General features: G+C 58.6%; 18 protein-coding genes and 1 pseudogene. 11 read left to right on the top strand and 8 right to left on the bottom strand.

Annotation, left to right across the window (positions count from 1 at the left end; translation table 11 throughout):
- Position 1 precedes the first annotated feature (1 nt).
- Entirely contained in the window at positions 2-955 is a 954-nt protein-coding gene (locus tag K6T12_RS06300) for a glutathione S-transferase family protein (protein WP_222220592.1), read from the bottom strand.
- A 206-nt stretch (positions 956-1,161) separates the two neighbouring features.
- On the opposite strand from K6T12_RS06300, the gene K6T12_RS06295 reads away from it, so the two are divergent.
- Positions 1,162-2,046 (top strand): LysR family transcriptional regulator, encoded by an 885-nt coding sequence (locus K6T12_RS06295; RefSeq protein ID WP_222220590.1) that lies wholly within the window; start codon positions 1,162-1,164, stop codon positions 2,044-2,046.
- 14 nt (positions 2,047-2,060) lie between these two features.
- On the opposite strand, the gene K6T12_RS06290 is transcribed toward K6T12_RS06295, so the two are convergent.
- On the bottom strand, positions 2,061-2,651 hold the full coding sequence (locus K6T12_RS06290) for a LysE family translocator (RefSeq protein WP_222220588.1): 591 nt from the start codon (positions 2,649-2,651) through the stop codon (positions 2,061-2,063).
- A 386-nt stretch (positions 2,652-3,037) separates the two neighbouring features.
- On the opposite strand from K6T12_RS06290, the gene K6T12_RS06285 reads away from it, so the two are divergent.
- The gene (locus K6T12_RS06285) at positions 3,038-4,183 is read left to right on the top strand and encodes a Na/Pi symporter (protein ID WP_222220586.1); all 1,146 of its coding nucleotides are present in this window, start codon (positions 3,038-3,040) and stop codon (positions 4,181-4,183) included.
- Between the two features lie 304 nt (positions 4,184-4,487).
- Here K6T12_RS06285 and leuA read toward each other — a convergent pair whose 3' ends face one another.
- Positions 4,488-6,167 carry a 2-isopropylmalate synthase gene (gene leuA, locus K6T12_RS06280; protein ID WP_222220584.1) on the bottom strand — a complete coding sequence of 560 codons (1,680 nt, stop codon included), beginning with the start codon at positions 6,165-6,167 and terminating at the stop codon, positions 4,488-4,490.
- Positions 6,168-6,760: 593 nt separating this feature from the next.
- Between leuA and K6T12_RS06275 the strand changes: the two genes are divergently transcribed.
- The 7 genes and pseudogenes from K6T12_RS06275 to K6T12_RS06245 all read left to right on the top strand — a co-directional run.
- Positions 6,761-7,246, top strand: coding sequence for an Lrp/AsnC family transcriptional regulator (locus K6T12_RS06275; protein WP_222220582.1), 486 nt, complete (start codon positions 6,761-6,763; stop codon positions 7,244-7,246).
- Between the two features lie 1,013 nt (positions 7,247-8,259).
- The gene (locus tag K6T12_RS06270) at positions 8,260-8,571 is read left to right on the top strand and encodes a hypothetical protein (RefSeq protein ID WP_222220580.1); all 312 of its coding nucleotides are present in this window, start codon (positions 8,260-8,262) and stop codon (positions 8,569-8,571) included.
- 84 nt (positions 8,572-8,655) lie between these two features.
- Positions 8,656-8,904 (top strand): hypothetical protein, encoded by a 249-nt coding sequence (locus tag K6T12_RS06265; protein ID WP_222220578.1) that lies wholly within the window; start codon positions 8,656-8,658, stop codon positions 8,902-8,904.
- Positions 8,904-9,146 carry a hypothetical protein gene (locus tag K6T12_RS06260; RefSeq protein ID WP_222220576.1) on the top strand — a complete coding sequence of 81 codons (243 nt, stop codon included), beginning with the start codon at positions 8,904-8,906 and terminating at the stop codon, positions 9,144-9,146. The genes K6T12_RS06265 and K6T12_RS06260 overlap by 1 nt, the downstream gene beginning before the upstream one ends.
- Positions 9,147-9,227: 81 nt before the next feature.
- Positions 9,228-10,408, top strand: a protein-coding gene (locus K6T12_RS06255) for an IS3 family transposase (protein ID WP_222220574.1) whose coding sequence is annotated in 2 segments (ribosomal slippage) — positions 9,228-9,504 and positions 9,504-10,408 — 1,182 coding nt in all. Because the reading frame shifts where the segments join, the coding sequence is not laid out codon by codon here.
- A 233-nt stretch (positions 10,409-10,641) separates the two neighbouring features.
- Positions 10,642-10,860, top strand: a complete 219-nt coding sequence (locus K6T12_RS06250; protein ID WP_222220572.1) for a hypothetical protein — start codon at positions 10,642-10,644, stop codon at positions 10,858-10,860.
- Positions 10,861-11,099: 239 nt separating this feature from the next.
- Positions 11,100-11,300 (top strand): annotated as a pseudogene (locus K6T12_RS06245) (helix-turn-helix domain-containing protein); the annotation flags it as partial.
- A 22-nt stretch (positions 11,301-11,322) separates the two neighbouring features.
- Here the strand turns inward: K6T12_RS06245 and K6T12_RS06240 are convergent.
- On the bottom strand, positions 11,323-12,777 hold the full coding sequence (locus K6T12_RS06240) for a sensor domain-containing diguanylate cyclase (RefSeq protein WP_222220568.1): 1,455 nt from the start codon (positions 12,775-12,777) through the stop codon (positions 11,323-11,325).
- Positions 12,778-12,956: 179 nt separating this feature from the next.
- Positions 12,957-13,511 (bottom strand): helix-turn-helix domain-containing protein, encoded by a 555-nt coding sequence (locus K6T12_RS06235; RefSeq protein ID WP_222220566.1) that lies wholly within the window; start codon positions 13,509-13,511, stop codon positions 12,957-12,959.
- A gap of 463 nt (positions 13,512-13,974) precedes the next feature.
- Here K6T12_RS06235 and K6T12_RS06230 point away from each other — a divergent pair, with 463 nt between their 5' ends.
- The gene (locus K6T12_RS06230; RefSeq protein WP_222220565.1) at positions 13,975-15,165 is read left to right on the top strand and encodes a benzoate/H(+) symporter BenE family transporter; all 1,191 of its coding nucleotides are present in this window, start codon (positions 13,975-13,977) and stop codon (positions 15,163-15,165) included.
- A gap of 52 nt (positions 15,166-15,217) precedes the next feature.
- On the opposite strand, the gene K6T12_RS06225 is transcribed toward K6T12_RS06230, so the two are convergent.
- The 3 genes from K6T12_RS06225 to pspA are packed head-to-tail and all read right to left on the bottom strand — an operon-like array spanning position 15,218 to position 16,636.
- Positions 15,218-15,700, bottom strand: a complete 483-nt coding sequence (locus tag K6T12_RS06225; protein WP_222220563.1) for a PspC domain-containing protein — start codon at positions 15,698-15,700, stop codon at positions 15,218-15,220.
- On the bottom strand, positions 15,687-15,962 hold the full coding sequence (gene pspB, locus K6T12_RS06220) for an envelope stress response membrane protein PspB (RefSeq protein WP_222220561.1): 276 nt from the start codon (positions 15,960-15,962) through the stop codon (positions 15,687-15,689). Before pspB ends, K6T12_RS06225 begins: the two co-directional genes overlap by 14 nt.
- 2 nt (positions 15,963-15,964) lie before the next feature.
- Complete coding sequence (gene pspA / locus K6T12_RS06215; RefSeq protein WP_222220559.1) at positions 15,965-16,636, bottom strand: phage shock protein PspA; 672 nt, start codon at positions 16,634-16,636, stop codon at positions 15,965-15,967.
- A 191-nt stretch (positions 16,637-16,827) separates the two neighbouring features.
- Between pspA and pspF the strand changes: the two genes are divergently transcribed.
- On the top strand, positions 16,828-17,850 hold the full coding sequence (gene pspF, locus K6T12_RS06210; protein WP_222220557.1) for a phage shock protein operon transcriptional activator: 1,023 nt from the start codon (positions 16,828-16,830) through the stop codon (positions 17,848-17,850).
- The last annotated feature ends 87 nt before the right edge of the window (positions 17,851-17,937 follow it).

The raw sequence follows: 17,937 nt of genomic DNA, 5'->3' as shown, positions 1-17,937 counted from the left end.
CTCAGCCCTCCAAAAACTCACTGAATGGCAGCTCGGCCGGGCCGGCCGGAACGATACCGGTCGGGTTCAGCGCCCGGATCGAGTAGTAACCCCGCTTGATATGATCCAGGTTGACCGCACTGGCGAAGGCCGGTCGGGCGATCAACCGGTTCAGGTAGCGGGTCAGCTGTGGATAACTGCTCAGCGGGCGGTAGTTGCACTTGAACAGACCATAGTAGGCGGCATCGAAACGCACCAACGTAACGAACAGCCGGATATCGCTTTCGGTCAATCGGTCGCCCATCAGGTAGTCGCGGCCGCTCAGCCGCTGCTCCAGTCGGTCCAGCTCGGCAAACACCTCATCGACCGCCTCCCGGTAGGCGAGCTGGGTGGTGGCGAAGCCGGCCCGGTAGACGCCGTTGTTGAGCTGCTGGTAGATGCGGCTGTTGAGCTGATCGATCTCGCTACGGTGTTCGGTGGGGTAAAGATCCAGCTCATTAGCCAGCTCGCCGAAGCCGCTGTTGAGGATACGCAGAATATCGGCCGACTCGTTGTTGACGATACGCTGCTGTTGCTTGTCCCAGAGCACCGGTACCGTGGCCCGGCCGGTATAGTGCGAATCGGACAGGCTGTACTTCTGATGCATGTAGCGGGCGCCACCGTGCGGATCGCTGTAATGGCCGAACTGCCAGCCCTGCTCGGTCAGTTCAGGCTCGACCAGCGACACCGAGATCACCTCTTCCAGCCCTTTCAGCGCGCGGGCCACCAGCGTACGGCAGGCCCAGGGGCAGATATAGGCGACATAGAGGTGGAAGCGGCCCGGCTCCGCCTTCAGCGCCGGCTCGCCATCCGGGCCGGGGTTGCCGTCCGGGGTGATCCAGTGCCGGAAACTGGAGCTCTGGCGCACGAAGCCGCCCTTCTCGTCGGTGCCCTGCACCGGCTGCCAGTTCTCCTGCCATCTGCCGTCGATCAACATGCTATTACTCCTCTATTGCTCAGGCGGTCTTGGCGGCCGGCGAGGAAAGCGCGAATGCGCCATCGCCAAGCAGCGCCTGTACCACCACCGCCACGCGGACGGGGTACCGGGCTGTATCCCCCGTTTATGAGGCCAGTATGATTTTTGACTAACAAAGCAACAATACTCAGAATGATTGATACATTGTTTACTTTTTATTGACAGATATGGACAAACTCAGCCTGATGCAGAGCTTCGTGGCGGTGGTCGAACAGGGCTCCTTCACCGCCGCCGCCAGCCAACTGGGCAAGACCAAGGCGATCGTCAGCCGCCAGGTCCAGCAGCTGGAAGAGCTGCTGCGGCAGCGGCTGCTGAACCGCACCACCCGCACCCTGGCCGTCACCGACGAGGGGCGCGCCTGTTACGAGCGCTGCAAGCTGATACTCGACGAGGTGACGGCACTGGAGGTTGGCGGACAACGGGAGGATCAGCTCGCCGGCCGGCTACGGATCACCGCACCGCAAACCTTCGGCGAGACTAGGCTGATGGAGCTGCTGCCCGCCTTTATCGAGCAGCACCCGCAGCTGCACCTGGAGATGCAGTTGAGCGATCGCTACCTGGACCTGGTCGGCGAAGGCTTCGATATCGGCCTGCGGATCGGCACCCTGACAGATTCCAGTCTGGTCGCCCGTCAAATCGGCAGCGTCCGCTCTGTTACGGTCGCCAGCCCGGCGCTGCTGGCTCGCTACCCGAAACTCAGCTCGCCGGCCGATCTAGAACAGCTGCCCTGCATCCACGATTCCAACCGGCGTAGCGGCGTGCGCTGGACCTTCACGCGCAACGGCGAAACCCTGGCGATCCGCATCCAGCCCCGGCTTACCGTCAACAGCGCACTGGCCTCCACGCAGGCGGCCATCCAGGGCATCGGCGTGGCGCTGCTGCCCGATTTCGCCGTCGAACAGGCGCTGCAGCAGAGACAACTGGTCGCGCTGTTCAGCGACTACGACAGCGGACAGCTCGACATCCAGGCGGTCTACCCGCACCGCCAGCACCTGGCGGCCAAGGTCCGGCTGTTTATCGACTTCCTGCAGAGCCACTGGCAGGACCGATAACTCTCAGCCAGGCTTCAGAACCAGATCGCCGCCGCGGCATAGAGCGTCAGCAGTACGATGATGCCGCTGAACAGCCGCTGCCAGAACGGATCGGCCAGGAACCGCTTCACACCGGAGCCGGCCAACGCCCAGCAGCTGATGCAGGGCAGGTTGATCGAACAGAACACCAGGCAGAACACCGCCAGCGACAGCCACTGCGAATCCAGCGCCGGCATCAGCACCGAGGCGCTGGTCAGCGCCATCACCCAGGCTTTCGGGTTGGCGAACTGGAACAGCAAGGCATTGAAGAACCCCATCGGCCGGGCGTGCTCACCGTCGCCGCCTGCCACCAGGTTGGCGCGCAGCAGCCAGGCCAGGTAGAGCAGGTAGCCGGTGCCGAACAGTTTCAACGCCAGCGCGGCGGCAGGCAGGCTTTGGATCAGCGCGCCGACACCAACGCCGCACAGCGTCAGCAGCAGCGCCATACCGGCGTTGATGCCCAGGATATGGGGGATGCTGCGCCGGAAGCCGAAGCGGATGCCGGACGCGGTCAGCATCAGGTTGTTGGGGCCGGGGGTGATCGACGTCACGAAGGCGTAGCTTGCCAACGGCAGTAGAAATTCCATCTCTGTCTCCTCTTTTATGATGGAGACAGCCTAAAGCCGGCAGTAAAACCATTACAGATTCACCAAACAAACACTTTCGCATGACAGATAGGTAATACACCCCACTGTACCCGCCGGCCACCAAGATGCTGTATCGCACGGCCGATCTGTACCGCCAGCCGCCATTGCAACTGTACCGTTCCGCGTCTCGACCGCACTGTTGATCCCGATAAACGAACGACCAAATGACAGTTTGGTGACCGATTTTTTTCAGAAAGACTTCAGTTCTGTAACAAAGCTGTCACATAGATCGAAAATAATGCCCGCCAATGTTGAACGGCCCGGCCATGACCGCCTTCGGCCGCACGCCACCCCGGATTCCAAAGCTTAGTGAGAGACCTTTTCAGATGAACACCGGACAAAGCACCGCCCCTCTGAATCAGGAGCGCACCCGAGCCCACCACTGGCTGATGATCACCGGCCTGATCTACCTGCTGCTGGTCGCGGTTGGCATGATCGGCACCGGCTTCAAGTGGTCGACCGGCGGTCACGCCAAGGAACTGTTCGACTTCGCCACCAACCCGTTCGTCGGCCTGATGATCGGCACCGTGGCCACCGCACTGATCCAGTCCTCCAGTACCGTCACCTCGATCATCGTCGGCCTGGTTGCCGGCGGCTTGCCGGTCGAAGCGGCGATCCCGATGATCATGGGCGCCAACATCGGCACCACCATCACCAACACCATCGTCAGCCTGGGCCACGTACGCCGCGCCGACGAGTTCCGCCGGGCCTTCGCGGCGGCGACCGTGCATGACTTCTTCAACCTGATGGCGGTGATTATCTTCCTGCCGCTGGAGATGATGTTCGGCCTGCTGCAGAAGCTGAGTCTGTTCCTGGCGGAGCTGCTGATCGGCGGCGAGTCGATGAGCCTGAAGAGCTTCAACTTCATCAAACCGCTGGTCAAGCCGGTTACCGGCGCCACCAAGGACCTGTTCTCGGCGTTGCCGGAGCCGTTCGGCGGCGTGGCGATGATCGCACTGGGTATCGGCCTGATCATCTTCTCGGTGGCGTTCGTCGGCAAATTGCTGAAGAAAGCGATGGTCGGCCGCGCCAAGGAGATGCTGCACGGCGCCATCGGTCGCGGCCCGCTGACCGGCATCACCTCCGGCACCGTGGTGACCGTGCTGGTGCAGTCCTCCTCCACCACCACCAGCCTGATCGTCCCGCTGGTCGGCACCGGGGTGCTGAAACTGAAGGATATCTACCCGTTCACCCTGGGCGCCAATATCGGCACCTGCATCACCGCCCTGCTGGCCGCCACCGCCGTCAGCGGCGAACTGGCGATCTTCGCACTGCAGATCGCGCTGGTGCACCTGTGCTACAACCTGCTGGCGGTCAGCCTGATCTTCGGCCTGCCGCTGCTGCGCAATCTGCCGCTGAAGATGGCCGAAAAACTGGCCGAGCTGGCCACCCGCCGCAAGCGGATCGCGTTCAGCTACGTCAGCACGGTGTTCTTCCTGATCCCCGGCTCGCTGATCTTCCTGAGCCGCTGAGGCCAGGCACCGCGCGATCCAAGCTCAAAAATAAAAAGACCCGGCCACTTGGCCGGGTATTTTTTATTTTTTTAGTTATTCGGGGTGTTCCGGGCTGCACAGCCGCCTCTCATCACCATCAACTGATAGTTTGCTTCATCGCGGATTAGCGACAATCCTTCACGGTTGGCTTGCCGCTCCATGTGGGATGCGCCTGCCACTCGCGGTTAGCCGGCCCGGGCGCACGTGAAACAAACAAAAAACAGCGGCCGGACCGAAAGCCGGCCCGGCCGCAGAAGGGACATAGATCGGGTCAGATAAAAACTCAGGCCACCGCTTCCGCCTGCGTATTGGCCGCCTCGCTGCGGGCGAAGGCGGTCAGCACCGCCTGCAGGGTGGCCGCCGAGGTATCCTCCGCCTGGGCCACGCCGGTCAGACGCTGGCCGTTGAACTCGGCGGCGATACAGGCCAGCGCCTGGGCATCGGTACCGCCGCTGATGGCGTGCTCGTCGAACTGGGCCACCTCGATGCGGCAGTCGAACTGACGCGCCAGCGCATCGCTGAGCGCCTCCACCGCACCGGCGCCCTGGCCGGACAGGATGCGGGTCAACTCACCGCTGCCCACCTTGAACTGGGCGTTAACCTGCTGGCCTTCGGTATGCAGGTCGTAGCCCTGCAACTGCCAGTCCGCTTCCACCTCGACAAAGTGCGCCTCGTACAGCGCCTTGATATTGGCCGGCGACACCTCGACGCCGCTCTCTTCGGCGGCCTGCTGTACCACCTTGCTCAGTTCGGCGTGCATCCATTTCGGCAGCTCGATGCCGTAATCGCGCTCCAATACCAGCGCCACGCCGCCCTTGCCACTCTGGCTGTTGATCCGCACCACCGCCTCGTATTCGCGGCCGATATCGCGCGGGTCGATCGGCAGGTAAGCCACGTTCCAGAACGCCTGGTTGTGCTCCTCGTGGTAGTTGATCGACTTGCGGATCGCGTCCTGATGGCTGCCGGAGAAAGCGGTGTAGACCAGCTCGCCGGCCCAGGGGTGACGGGCCGCCACCGGCAGTTCGGTGCAGGCCTCGACCACCTCGATGATCTCCTTGATATCGGACAGATCCAGTTTCGGATCGATCCCCTGGGAGTAGAGGTTCATCGCCATGGTGACGATATCCATATTGCCGGTGCGCTCGCCGTTGCCCAGCAGGGTGCCCTCGATCCGGTCGGCGCCGGCCATCACACCCAGCTCGGCGGCGGCCACACCGCAGCCACGGTCATTGTGGGTGTGCAGGCTGATCCGCACCTGGTCGCGACGGGCCAGATGACGGCAGAACCACTCGATCTGGTCGGCGAATACGTTCGGCGTCGACATCTCGACGGTGGCCGGCAGGTTGATGATCACCGGCTGGCCGTTCTGCGGCGCCCACTCTTCGATCACCGCATCGCAGACCTCCACCGCGTAATCCAGCTCGGTGCCGGTAAAGCTCTCCGGCGAATACTGGAAGCCCCACTCGGTTGCCGGGTAACGGGCGGCGTAATCACGCACCCAGCGGGCGCCCTGCACGGCGATCGCCTTGATGCCGTCGCGGTTCAGGCCGAACACCTGCTCGCGCTGCACCGTGGAGGTGGAGTTGTAGACATGGACAATCGCCTGCTTGACGCCGGCCAGCGCCTCGTAGGTACGGCTGATCAGCTCCTCGCGGGCCTGGGTCAGCACCTGCACGGTGACGTCGTCCGGAATGCGATCCTCTTCGATCAATTTGCGCACGAAATCGAAATCCGGCTGCGACGCGGACGGGAAGCCAACCTCGATCTCCTTGAAGCCCAGCTTGACCAGCAGCTCGAACATGCGGGTCTTCTGCGCCACGTTCATCGGGTTGACCAGCGCCTGGTTGCCATCGCGTAGATCGACGCTGCACCAGTCCGGCGCGGCGGTGATCTGCTGGTCGGGCCAGCGGCGGTCGGTCAGGCGAATCGGCGTAAACGGGCGATATTTTCGATGGTCAAACATGGCTGAGTCCTGGGCTTACCGGCGGTAAGCAAAACAGTTGTTGTAATTAAGTCCCTAGCAGCCTTTCGGGCTTGACCGATCGTAGCGAGGGAAAGACGGTTGGAGGCAGATTTTTCGATTTTCTGAGGCGAATAGCGTGCTATTTAACGAGGAAAATCGTGAAAATATGACCAAATCCGGCTTTTCCGCAGTAGATCAGCGTTAAGTCCGACAGGCTGCTAATAACAAAGCCCCTGCAGCCTGAGAATCTAGCAAACGATCCCAGCCCGGAGGGGCTCTGAGAAAAAACCGGGCGATACTTCTGGTATCGCGGCTGGCAGCTCGGTAAGCCGCTGGAGTCGACCCGGAAACGCCCGCTTCTGGCGGTTGTCCCAGCCGGCCCTGATTGGGGCCGCGCTTGAAAAGTCGCTCGCAGAATTCGTCGGTGTTGGCACTGAAGGTGGCGCTGACGCCTGCCTCAACCGATGAAGAACAGTGTACGGCCAACGCCGCGCAATTAATCCGCTAAGTGCGTGCCTTTCGAAAAATTTGCGCAACCAGACCAAAGCCAATAACGTAAATACTATAGAAAAATTGCGCAGCAGAGAAAAACCATGAAATTCGATCACAAGTTGGACCGTTTCGACCTCAAAATCTTGCGCGAGCTGCAACAGGACGGCGCACTGTCCAACCAGGAGCTGGCCGACCGGGTCGGCCTGACCGCCGCGCCCTGCTCACGACGGGTCAAGCAGCTGGAAGAGGTCGGGGTGATCAGCGAACGGGTGGTCAGGGTCAACCCGCGCGCGGTCGACCTGAACCTGACCGCGATCCTGCATATCAGCATGGACAAGCATATCCCGGAGCGCTTCGAAGAGTTCGAAGCCACCATCCGCACCTTCCCGGAGGTAATGGAGTGCTACCTGATCACCGGCCACGACGCCGACTACCAGTTAAAGGTGGCAGTACCGGATATGGACCGCTACCACGATATCCTGCTCGGCCGGATCACCCGCATCACCGGCGTCACCGGGGTGAAGTCCAGCTTTATCATGCGCAAGATCGTCGATAGCACCGCGGTGCCGCTGAACTATGTGGAGTGAGGGTTTCTTTTAAGTTTCTTTTAATTTTCTTTTAATGGGTTAAGAAAGCGGCATAGGCGGAGCTGGTGGTGGTGGGCGGTGTCCGCTTGCGATTCGAAGCGGACACCGCCCAGAGTCCTTGCGCCCTGTGCATAGCCGGGCGCCGATATCCGCTTCCATATACAGAATATTGAGCGCCGCCCCCGTTGCCATGCGCGAACCATTACGGCAACCGACTAATTTCCTACTAGATTGATAACCTAAAATCGTACAAGATCAATGCATTATGGACTGAGGGCTGTGCATACTGCGCACGGCCCAGCACACAAACGCGCATGCTCGTTTTCAACGGAGGAGAATGACTGTGGCATATCAAATATCTTTGCCATTCAGTAACTTAGCCGTTCTTCACACTATATCGCGTTTGCACCTAAACGCGCATGCGTAGTATTAAAATGTTAGGCTACACAATCAGAGGATCTATAATACTGTGGCGAGATGCTTTCAAGATTGTGCGTGTCAATGCGGTCAGACTGACAATGAGTTTAATCTAATCGCAGCCAGTGAACTTGCAAATCCTATTTCCTTGCAAAGTATTGCCCGGATGAACATTGGTTGGTTTGGTGATCGGAATATCTGCGATCATCACATCAATGAATGGGGCCTGGATCATAAAGAGGGTGTGTACATCCTTTGGCATAAAAGTGACTATTGTGCTGAGCATGAACGTTTTCACATGAGAGCGCTGTATGTTGGTAAGGGCAACATTGGTATACGTTTACGAACTCATTGGAAGAACAAAGATTTTTCGGACCAGTTGCTTATATATTTCACATATGTAGAAATGCCAAATAGGCTTTCAAAATATGTCGAGCAAGTCTTGCTTGACGTGTACGATTTTCCACTAAATAAATCGGAAAACACTGGGCACAAAGTTTTATGTGAGCACTTTACTCAAAACGAGGTGGATTGAATGGCGTTTAATTGGGCTGTTAGGCTTTTGAATAGGAATATAACCAAGAAGGAGAAGGTAGATGGCACCATCATTTAAGTTTCCAACACCAGCGTCATGTAAGCTCAAAGACAATGCTGTCTTATGTACTTCCGATAGAATACTGGCCCTGTATAACCAAGCCACAGGAAAGGAACAAAAGCGAATAACCCAACCAGTAAAGACTTGGTTTGCAGCCGAAGCCCAAAATAATGGCTGGGCCGGCGGGCACTTTCTACCGGAAGTTCAATCGGGTCATGGAGCCGGTTGTGTGCTTTTTGTACCACCAAGAGAAATAAATGTTTCAGTAAACGTTACTGAAAAAACTCTAGTTTTAATGGCTGATGAAGATTAGCCTAACAAAAACAAGCACTGGACCCCAAAAAGCTGCGCTTTTTCGGTCCAGTGTTGTGAGCGTTAGAGATCGAGAGCACGCAATATGGATATGCAGCTTGCAACAATAATCGGAATTTTCATAGTGGCATCGATTGCACTAATCGGCAGCTTTCGCCAAATGAAGCCAGGTTTTGGTCCGTTTAATCTTCGGGTAGTTGGAATCATCTTGGTTGCTACATTTGCAACGGTACTTGCGTTAGTCGATAACGGAAAAATAAGTGCTGCAATTGGCATTCTTGGTGCTATTGCCGGTTACTTGTTTGGATTCCAGACAGTGCCCAAGGAGGAATAATGGCTACGAAACATGATCTTCAAGATTGGGTTCATCACGCTCTCAAAGAATTAGGTGGACGCGGTCGACTAATTGATGTCGCAAAAACTATTTGGAAAAACCACGAAGCTGAATTGCGATCATCTGGTGATCTGTTTTTTACCTGGCAGTACGATATGCGGTGGGCTGCTAATAGATTACGGCATTCAGGAATAATGCGCCCTGCCGATGTATCACCAACTGGGGTCTGGGAGCTGAAATAACTCTCTAACAATCGCAGGCAGAGCGACGTGTAGTTCCCCCGCTTTAGTGGACACCTCGATCTAACAAAGTCGAGGTGATAAATGCCAGCGTACAAGAACCAGAAGAAGACACGACAGTACACGAATGAGTTCAAAGTCAGAGCTGTTAAACTGACCCACCTGAGTGGAGCGAGCGTGAAAGGTGTCGCGGATTCACTGGATATCCATCCCTTCATGTTGTCGCGGTGGCGTAAGGAATACAGGGAAGGCAAGATCGTGGCGGACAAGCGGAAGAAGGTCGGCAAGAAACCGAAAACACTGAGCGAGAACGAACGGGTTCGGATGTTGGAGAAGCAGGTTGCGGACTTGAAAGAGGAGAACGATCTGTTAAAAAAGTGGCAACGGTTTCTCGCGGAGGAACGCAAGAAAGGTTCCGGTTCGTAGCCAAGCATCGCGAGCGTTACGGAGTGCGCCGGTTGTGCCGGTTTCTGAAAGTGTCAGCCAGTGGCTTCTACGCCTGGCTGAAGCGCGGTGTAAGTCAGCGAGCGCGAAGTGATGCTGCACTGACTGAGCAGATTAAACGGATCTTCGAGGTGAACCGGGAAACCTACGGTAGCCCGAGAGTACACCAAGCCCTGAAGCGACAAGGAGTCCATGTGGGAAAGAAACGCGTTGAAAGGCTGATGCGGGAAGCAGGGCTGAAGGCCAGGGTTACTCGCGTCTATCGTAAGCTGGCGGGACTACACCGGTTCTATCAGCGTGCACCTAATCTGCGCAAAGACCTGCCCAAGCCCACTGCACCAAACCAGCATTGGGCTGCCGACCTGACCTATATCCGGGTTGGGAAACGCTGGCTGTATTTAGCGGCCGTTATCGACCTCTACTCCCGTCGCATCGTGGGATGCTCCCTGGGAAAGCAAAAGACCGTATCGCTGACACGTGCTTCATTGCAGATGGCGCTGAGAAATCGCAAGCCAGAACCAGGACTGATTTTTCATACGGATCGTGGTGTGGAGTATCGTGCGCACGAGATCCAAGCCTTGTTGAAAAAGCATGGCATCCAAGCCAGTGCAAACCGTCCGGGTATGTGTACCGACAATGCGGAAATGGAATCCTTCTTTCATACCCTGAAGGGTGAGTTGATCAAGAAGCGAACCTTCTATGGCGAGATGCATTTACGGGATAAGCTGACAGGGTATATCCAGCATTTCTATAATCGAGTTCGACTGCACTCAAGCTTAAATTATCTGAGTCCGGTCGAATATGAAGCAATGATAGCGTGAGCAGCGAAGGTGTCCGATTTTTCGGGGGAAGATCATGGTCGCTACTACGCAGCGATCACCCATGATTTAAGCGTTATGCCTAGTCGACCAAGAAAAGTACTAAACTTTTCCAAATAAAAACGCTAAATTCACAAGACAATTAGTAAATTCGGCGTCAGTCTATCGAAACGTTGAATCGAATATTATCTACGGTTATCATCCACTGAAAGAAATGTTTAAAAAAGAGGTTTCAGATGGTGCTGTTCTTGCCAGTCCAACAAGAACTTGATTGCATTAATGGTAGTGGTCATATTCTCGGGAAGATAAAGTTTGATGCTTCTAAAGACAAGCACATATTCTACCCTGACAATGAATCAATAGCCTTATCAAGTTTAGAAAAATCAAGTATTGCTGAGAGGTTATCAGGTCTTGATTCAGGTAAGTATTCAATACCTATGCAAGATGATGATTGATTCATAAATTGCGCCAAAGAGGCTAGAAAACAAATTTAGTACTTTGGTTGGTCACCCAATACCTTTTAAGGGTCGAGAAACATCGAAGTTACTTCTCTGCATTTAGTTGTGTGTAGCAAGTTTTAGTGGTGGCGGCGGGAATTCAGATAATAAGTGCGACACTCATGGTTGAACGGCGGAAGGAGGTCAACGGCTGACAGTGGTACGCTTCTTCTCGCCAAAGTAGATGCAGTATCACCATGAGCTATCAGCAGTTGACCGTGGGGAAACGATATCAGATATCGGCTCTCCTTGCGCAAGGATGTTCGCCAACGGCGATCGCAAACAACCTGGGAATCCATCGTTCGACGGTCTACCGGGAGCTAAAACGCAACGGGAATAACGGCGTGCACGTGCCTGAGCCAGCTCAGGCCAAGGCACCGGCACGCAAGGCCCGTTCCCGCTCTGCACATCATTAGTCGTTTAATTGACCAGTAAGGCCGTATCCGGCTCGCTGACCCGGTTACGGCCGCCGCTCTTCGACGCCAGCAGGGCATGGTCGGCGCGCAGGATCATATCGTCCGGGCTTTCCTGTTCACCGAGTTCGGACACACCGAGGCTCAACGAGAGCCCGACCAGCGCCTTGTCCACCCGGATGCGGTGGTTTTCGACCGCGGTGCGCAGTTTTTCCGCAAACCGGCAGGCCTGCGCCTGGTCGCAATTGGGCAGGATGAACAGGAACTCATCCCCTCCCCAGCGGCATATCAGGTCCGCCTCACGTGTCACGGCGGTAAACAGTTCGGCGATGGAGCTTATCATCAGATCGCCGGCCGGGTGGCCGTAGGTGTCGTTGATCTGCTTGAAACCGTCCAGGTCGGCGATCACGCAGCTGAGCGGCTCCTTGCGACGTCGCGCCAGGGCAACCTGTTGCGGCAACATCTGGTCGAGCATCTGCCGGTTGGCAAGCCCGGTCAGCTTGTCGGTATGCGCCAGGGCTTCCAGCCGACGCTGAAATCCGCTGACCGTCAGCCAGGCCAGCGACAGCACCACCAGCGTGACGACGCCGGAACCGATCAGGTTCAGCACCAACGTATTGTAGATCTTCTCTGAGCTGGGGTTGCTGGCCTGCTGTACGATCAGGTACCAGTTGAACTCCGGAACCAGCCGGCTGTTGACGAAGACCGTACGCCCGTTGGCTTCATAGCTGAACGCGCTGCTTGGCGACGTCAGAATACGGGTGGCATACAGGCCTAGTTCGGGGCTGCTACGGATCTGGTCGGTACCGCTGTAGGTATCGCTGTGCATCATCACGCGACCGAAGCGGTTGATGAAGAATATCTCCCGGTTATAGCGGCGCTGGTAGTCGTCGATCAACTGTTTGACCATTGAGGTGGAGAGACCGACGCCGGCCACGCCGATCAGATTGCCGTCGTAATCGAAGACCTTGTAGTTGATGAACACGGTAATGCGACTGGGGTCGGCGGTGTCCCGGTCGATATTGATCTCGTAAGGGGCGATGCCGCTTTTAAAACGGAAATACCAGCCATCCTGCTGATCGTCTTTGCTGACGGTTTTGATTACACCCTGCGGGTGATAGTAATTGCGTGTCCTGTCCGAAACGAAGAAGCTGGTCTCAGTGTCGTAACGCTGTTGAATCGCCTTCAGGTAACGGGCGATCGCCGTCGAGTCCTGCTCGCCGGCGATCACCCAATCCCGCAGGAACGTATCCTGGGCCATCAGCGACGAGATGAAGATCGGTCGCAACAGATCGCGCTGAATTTCGGAATAGATGTTGTCCCCGGTCAGCGGCAGCGTGTTCTCCTCTATCTGCCGAGCCAGGCTATCGTGGGCGGTGAAGTAACTGACCAGGCTGGTCGTAGTGAATCCGGCGAACAGAATCAAGCCGAGTACGATCAGGATCTGGTATTTTTTGGTCAAAATTTGCCACTCCATTGAACCGGCCGGAGGCGTATGCGAACAGGTCGGCCGGTATGCCAACTTCAGTAAAATAGAGCAATCCCGCCGGGAGTTGAAGCCCCGTCGGATTAGTGCCTAACCCGGCGGATGAAGCGCATCAAGCCGCCAACGCCCCTATTCAAAGCGTCCCGGCAAAAAGCTCAGCGATAGTGGATCAGGTTATGAAACAGCGCCTTTTCCGCCCCCAGGTTGCGGTAGCCGTGCGGTTGGTTGGCGGCGAAGCGGATCGCCTCGCCGCAGGCCAGAGGATGCCAGTCGCCACCGGCCAGCACCTCCATAGCGCCGCTGACCACAATCACATGTTCGGTGACGCCTTCGTCATGCGGTTCCGACAGGTGTTCCTGGCCGGGTTCCAGGGCGATCTGGAACAGTTCGAAGCCGAACGCCGGGTCGAACGGGAACAGCGGGAAGAACTGCAGCTGTTCGCTCTCCTGCAATGAGGATTCGGCCACCCGGCGGATCACCGGTCGCTCTCCTGCCGGCTCGGCGACCTCCAGGAAGCTGGACAGCGACAGTTTGAAGCCGGTGGCGATCTTCCACAGCGTGGCCACCGTCGGGCTGGATTCGCCGCGCTCGATCTGGCCCAGCATCGCCTTGCTGACGCCGGTTTCCCGCGCCGTGCGATCCAGACTCCAGCCGCGCTGCTGGCGGGCCTGACGCAGTCGTTGGCCGATCTGTTGCTGTACCTGTTCCATCGTTGTTCCTTACTGCCTGATAACGCTTCGGCCTATTGTGGGGTGCTGGGCGGGGAAGGCAATGCCTTCGTACAGGATTATGGCTGAAGTGTGTTGCGTGGAGGTGCTATTGGTCGGCTGAACCTGCCCGGCCGGAGCCAACCCTACATTCGCTTGATCGAACGGCATTACCCTGTAGGGCGTACTTTAGTGCGCCACCGCCGCAGGCGGTTCGGAGCCCTTCGGGCTCCTGGGCGGCTGAACCTGCCCGGCAGGAGCCAACCCTGCATCGTTCTACATACCCTTACCGCCTGCGGCGGTGGCGTCCCGGGTGACGCCCTACAGCAACCCTCCCTACCATGCTTACGATCAACCTTGTGCGCTATAGCGCACAACCCAAAAAGCCGTTATAGTCAGCCGACAATTGAGCGTTATAACGCACAGATCTAGCTATTAAGAAATAAAAAAAACGGAGGCTGTTGCTATGCTGAGCCAACTTCGCCTGAACCACGTTAGTGCCGGTTTTATCGCGGTACTGGTCGGCTTTACCAGCTCGGTTGCGCTGGTGTTCCAGGCCGCCGAAGCGGCCGGGGCCGATCCGGCGCTGATCAACTCCTGGCTGCTGTCACTGGGTATCGCCATGGGGGTGACCAGCATCGGCCTGTCCTGGTACTACCGGATGCCGGTGCTGACCGCCTGGTCGACGCCGGGCGCCGCGTTGCTGGCCTCAAGCCTCAGCGGCAGCACGCCGGGCGAGGCGGTCGGCGCCTTTATCGCCGCCGCATTGCTGACGGTGGTGTGCGGGCTGCTCGGCTGGATCGAGCGGCTGGCGCGGCTGATCCCCGGCAATATCACCAGTGCGATGCTGGCCGGGGTATTGATCAATCTCGGTATCGGGGTGTTCGCCGAACTGGAGCAGCAGCCGCTGCTGATCGGCCTGATGCTGCTGACCTACCTGATCGGCAAGCGGCTCAGCGGCCGTTACGCGATTCCGCTGGTACTGGTGGTGGCGTTGTTGGTCAGTTGGCAGCTCGGCCTGTTAGGCTGGCAGACGGTGGCGCTGAGCATCGCCCGGCCGGTGTTCGTGATGCCGGAGTTCAGCCTGGCGGCGATGATCGGGGTGGCGCTGCCGCTGTTCCTGGTAACGCTCAGCTCGCAGAACATTCTCGGCCTGTCGACCCTGCGCGCCAACGGCTACCAGCCGCCGGTGTCGCCGATCATCACCAGCACCGGCCTGATCAACCTGCTGCTGGCGCCGTTCGGCTGCTTTTCGATGGGGCTGGCGGCGATCACCGCCGCGATCTGCATGACCGAGGATGCCGACGCCGATCCGAAGAAGCGCTACCTGGCCAGCATCTGCGCCGGCTTTTTCTACCTGCTGACCGCACTGTTCGGCGCCACCGTGGTGGCACTGTTCGCCGCCAGCCCGGCCGGCATGGTGATGGCGCTGGCCGGTATCGCGCTGTTCGCCACCATCGGCAACAGCCTGGCCAATGCCTTGCGGGAGGAGAGCGGTCGCGAGGCGGCACTGCTGACCTTTATGGTCACCGCCTCCGGGCTGAGCCTGTTCGACATCAGCGCCGCGTTCTGGGGCTTGCTGGTCGGACTGCTGGTGCACTATCTGCAGCACAGCAACCGAGCGGCGCCCGCCGCTCAGCCGGCCGCCCAGCGCTGAGCGGGAGGAACGGAGATCAAGACCATCGGACCGTTCGTATTAGTCGTATTAATCAACGCGGGCGGTTCAGCTCCTGATCGAACTGGTACTTGCGCGAGGTGACGTAGCGCTCCATCGCCCGCAAGCGCTGTTCCAGCTGTTCCATCCGCTGGCGCACCTCGGTCACCCGGCCGGCCGGCGACGGGCCGTAGTTGAATACCCGGTCTTTCAGGTTATGGCCGCTGTCCCGGCGGCCCTGTCGCCGGCAGCTCGATCTCTCGTACTCCGGTTGGCCGTATCCCGGTTGGCCGTACCCCGGTTTGCCGTATCCCTTCCTGGCCGAAACCGGCCGGTTGGCCAGCATCACCACCGCCACCAGGTAGGCGATCACCGCCAGGCTGCCGGTGAAGGCAAACAGGGTCAGTGCCAGCAGCCGCACCAGCCAGGAGGGCCAGCCGAGGTTTTCGGCGATGCCGCCGCAGACCCCGGCGATCCAGCGGTCGTCGCGGCTGCGGTACAGGTCCATGTCGTAGCCGTTGCGTTTACCCTCGAACATCGTAATCCCCCCCGGCGCCGTTGCGCGGCGCCTGCTGCTGGCGCCAGCCCGGATGGTCGGCATCCAGAATGGCCTCCAGCGTTTGTATCCGATCTTCCAGCTTGTCGACCACCGCCAGCGCGGCCTCCAGCTCCTGCCGGTCCTCCGCCGACAGTCCCTTGGCGGCGCGCGACTTGCTGAGGTAGTGCAGCAGCAGCCAGAGCGGCGCCACCAGCCCCATGAAGATCACCGTCGGCACGAAAAAGAACACCAGGCCAGACATGATCAGTTACCTTTGCTGTCTTTTTTCATGCTCGCCTTGAGCTTCTCCAGCGCCTCGTCGACCTTCTCGTCGCGGGCCAGATCGGCGATCTCGTCAGCCAGGTCCTTGGCGCCCAGATCGTAGCTCTCCACCTCGCCTTCCATATCGTCCATCCGGCGCTCGTACTGCTCGAACTTCTGGAACGCCTCGTTCAATTTGTCGCGGCTGAAGCGGCGGCGGATATCGAGCCGCGAACGGGCGCTCTGCTCGCGTGCCAGCAGCGCCTTCTGCTTGCTCTTGGCATCATCCAATTTGCGCTGCAGCTGGCCGATCTCGTCGTTCAGTTCTTCCAGGTGCTCGCCGACCTGCGCCAGCTCCCGCTCTGCCTGCTGGCGCAGCTCCTCGAGGCTGGACTGCTCGGCCAGCGCGGCGCGGGCCAGATCCTCGCGGCTGCGGCTCAGAGCCAGCCGGGCCTTGCCCTGCCACTCCTCCGCCTCCTCCTGCAGGTGGCGGATGCGGCGTTCCAGCCCCTTGCGGTCGGCGATCACCCGCGCCGAGGTGGTACGCACCTCGACCAGCGTCTCCTCCATCTCCTGAATCATCATCCGGATCATCTTTTCCGGGTCCTCCGCCCGGTCCAGCAGGGCGTTGAGGTTGGCGTTCACGATGTCCTGAAAGCGCGAAAAAATCCCCATGATCTCGTCTCCTTTTTTAGATGACTGCGTTTTTCAGCTACCCGGTTTATTGCCAACGGCATGCCAATTCGGCGCAAAAATCGACAAGTCGTTGTTTCTTCCGCGCTTTTAGGCTGGCCATATAACAAGCAATCGTTCAAATAAATAGCTTTATTGACTAAACACCAGTTATTAGAACTAATATTTAGCGTATGGAACCGATAAAACGACAAACATTGGTCGGCCAGTCGCCGCTGTTGATGGACCTGACCGACCAGCTCTCACGGCTGGCGCCGCTGGACAAACCGGTGCTGGTGCTGGGCGAGCGCGGCACCGGCAAGGAGCTGATCGCCGAGCGGCTGCACTACCTGTCCAACCGTTGGGATCAGCCGTTCATCAAACTGAACTGCGCGGCGATGAGTGAAAGCCTGCTGGAGTCGGAGCTGTTCGGCCATGAGCGCGGTGCCTTCACCGGCGCCACCGGCCTGCACCGGGGGCGTTTCGAGCGGGCCGATGGCGGCACCCTGTTCCTCGACGAACTGGCCACCTGCTCGCCACGGGTGCAGGAGAAGCTGCTGCGGGTGATCGAATACGGCGAGCTGGAGCGGGTCGGTGGTCACCAGAGCATCCAGGTCGACGTGCGGCTGGTCGCCGCCACCAACGCCGATATCCGCCAGCTGGCGGACGAGGGCAAGTTCCGCGCCGACCTGCTCGACCGGCTGGCGTTCGAAGTATTGCACCTGCCGCCGCTGCGCTACCGGGGCGAGGATATCCGGCTGCTGGCGGAGCATTTCGCGGTGGCGATGTGCCGCGAACTGCGGCGCGCCTACTTCCCCGGCTTCGGCGAACAGGCACTGGCCAGCCTGATGGACTACCACTGGCCGGGCAATGTGCGCGAACTGAAAAACGTCATCGAGCGCAGCGTATACCGCGCCGGCGACAGCGAGCAGCCGCTCGACGAGATCGCGCTGGACCCGTTCCAGCCCCCCTGGCAGCAGACCCAGCCACCACAACCGTCGACAGAGGCCGAGACCGCCCCGGCAACAGCAGAAGAATTGCCGACCCAGGTGCGGGCGCTGGAGAAAAAGCTGATCGAGCAGGCATTGAAAAAGCACCGCTACAACCAGCGCGATACCGCCGATGCTTTGGGGTTGAGCTACCACCAGCTGCGCGCCCAGCTGCGCAAGCACCGGATGCTGCCGCTGAAACGCTACCTGGCCGCGCAAGCGGAATAATTTTTAATACTGGAGAAAAACTTCAGCGTTCACTGGTTTTGTATTAACAATCGCCAGCGGCGGCGGGCCGTCAAAATTCTCATTAAC

It is taken from the genome of Marinobacterium arenosum (assembly GCF_019795155.1).
Lineage (GTDB): Bacteria > Pseudomonadota > Gammaproteobacteria > Pseudomonadales > Balneatricaceae > Marinobacterium_C > Marinobacterium_C arenosum.
The sequence above is the reverse complement of the archived record's forward strand: the minus strand, read 5'-3'. Positions and strand labels throughout refer to the sequence as shown.

What these genes read in the sequence shown, in the direction of transcription:
- K6T12_RS06265 (WP_222220578.1), top strand. Translation starts at nt 8,656, where the DNA reads ATGGATATGCAGCTTGCAACAATAATCGGAATTTTCATAGTGGCATCG.
- pspF (WP_222220557.1), top strand. Translation starts at nt 16,828, where the DNA reads ATGGAACCGATAAAACGACAAACATTGGTCGGCCAGTCGCCGCTGTTG.
- K6T12_RS06260 (WP_222220576.1), top strand. Translation starts at nt 8,904, where the DNA reads ATGGCTACGAAACATGATCTTCAAGATTGGGTTCATCACGCTCTCAAA.
- pspB (WP_222220561.1), bottom strand. Translation starts at nt 15,962, where the DNA reads ATGTCTGGCCTGGTGTTCTTTTTCGTGCCGACGGTGATCTTCATGGGG.
- K6T12_RS06230 (WP_222220565.1), top strand. Translation starts at nt 13,975, where the DNA reads ATGCTGAGCCAACTTCGCCTGAACCACGTTAGTGCCGGTTTTATCGCG.
- K6T12_RS06285 (WP_222220586.1), top strand. Translation starts at nt 3,038, where the DNA reads ATGAACACCGGACAAAGCACCGCCCCTCTGAATCAGGAGCGCACCCGA.
- K6T12_RS06275 (WP_222220582.1), top strand. Translation starts at nt 6,761, where the DNA reads ATGAAATTCGATCACAAGTTGGACCGTTTCGACCTCAAAATCTTGCGC.
- K6T12_RS06225 (WP_222220563.1), bottom strand. Translation starts at nt 15,700, where the DNA reads ATGTTCGAGGGTAAACGCAACGGCTACGACATGGACCTGTACCGCAGC.
- K6T12_RS06270 (WP_222220580.1), top strand. Translation starts at nt 8,260, where the DNA reads ATGGCACCATCATTTAAGTTTCCAACACCAGCGTCATGTAAGCTCAAA.
- K6T12_RS06235 (WP_222220566.1), bottom strand. Translation starts at nt 13,511, where the DNA reads ATGGAACAGGTACAGCAACAGATCGGCCAACGACTGCGTCAGGCCCGC.
- K6T12_RS06295 (WP_222220590.1), top strand. Translation starts at nt 1,162, where the DNA reads ATGGACAAACTCAGCCTGATGCAGAGCTTCGTGGCGGTGGTCGAACAG.
- K6T12_RS06250 (WP_222220572.1), top strand. Translation starts at nt 10,642, where the DNA reads ATGGTGCTGTTCTTGCCAGTCCAACAAGAACTTGATTGCATTAATGGT.
- K6T12_RS06300 (WP_222220592.1), bottom strand. Translation starts at nt 955, where the DNA reads ATGTTGATCGACGGCAGATGGCAGGAGAACTGGCAGCCGGTGCAGGGC.
- K6T12_RS06290 (WP_222220588.1), bottom strand. Translation starts at nt 2,651, where the DNA reads ATGGAATTTCTACTGCCGTTGGCAAGCTACGCCTTCGTGACGTCGATC.
- pspA (WP_222220559.1), bottom strand. Translation starts at nt 16,636, where the DNA reads ATGGGGATTTTTTCGCGCTTTCAGGACATCGTGAACGCCAACCTCAAC.
- leuA (WP_222220584.1), bottom strand. Translation starts at nt 6,167, where the DNA reads ATGTTTGACCATCGAAAATATCGCCCGTTTACGCCGATTCGCCTGACC.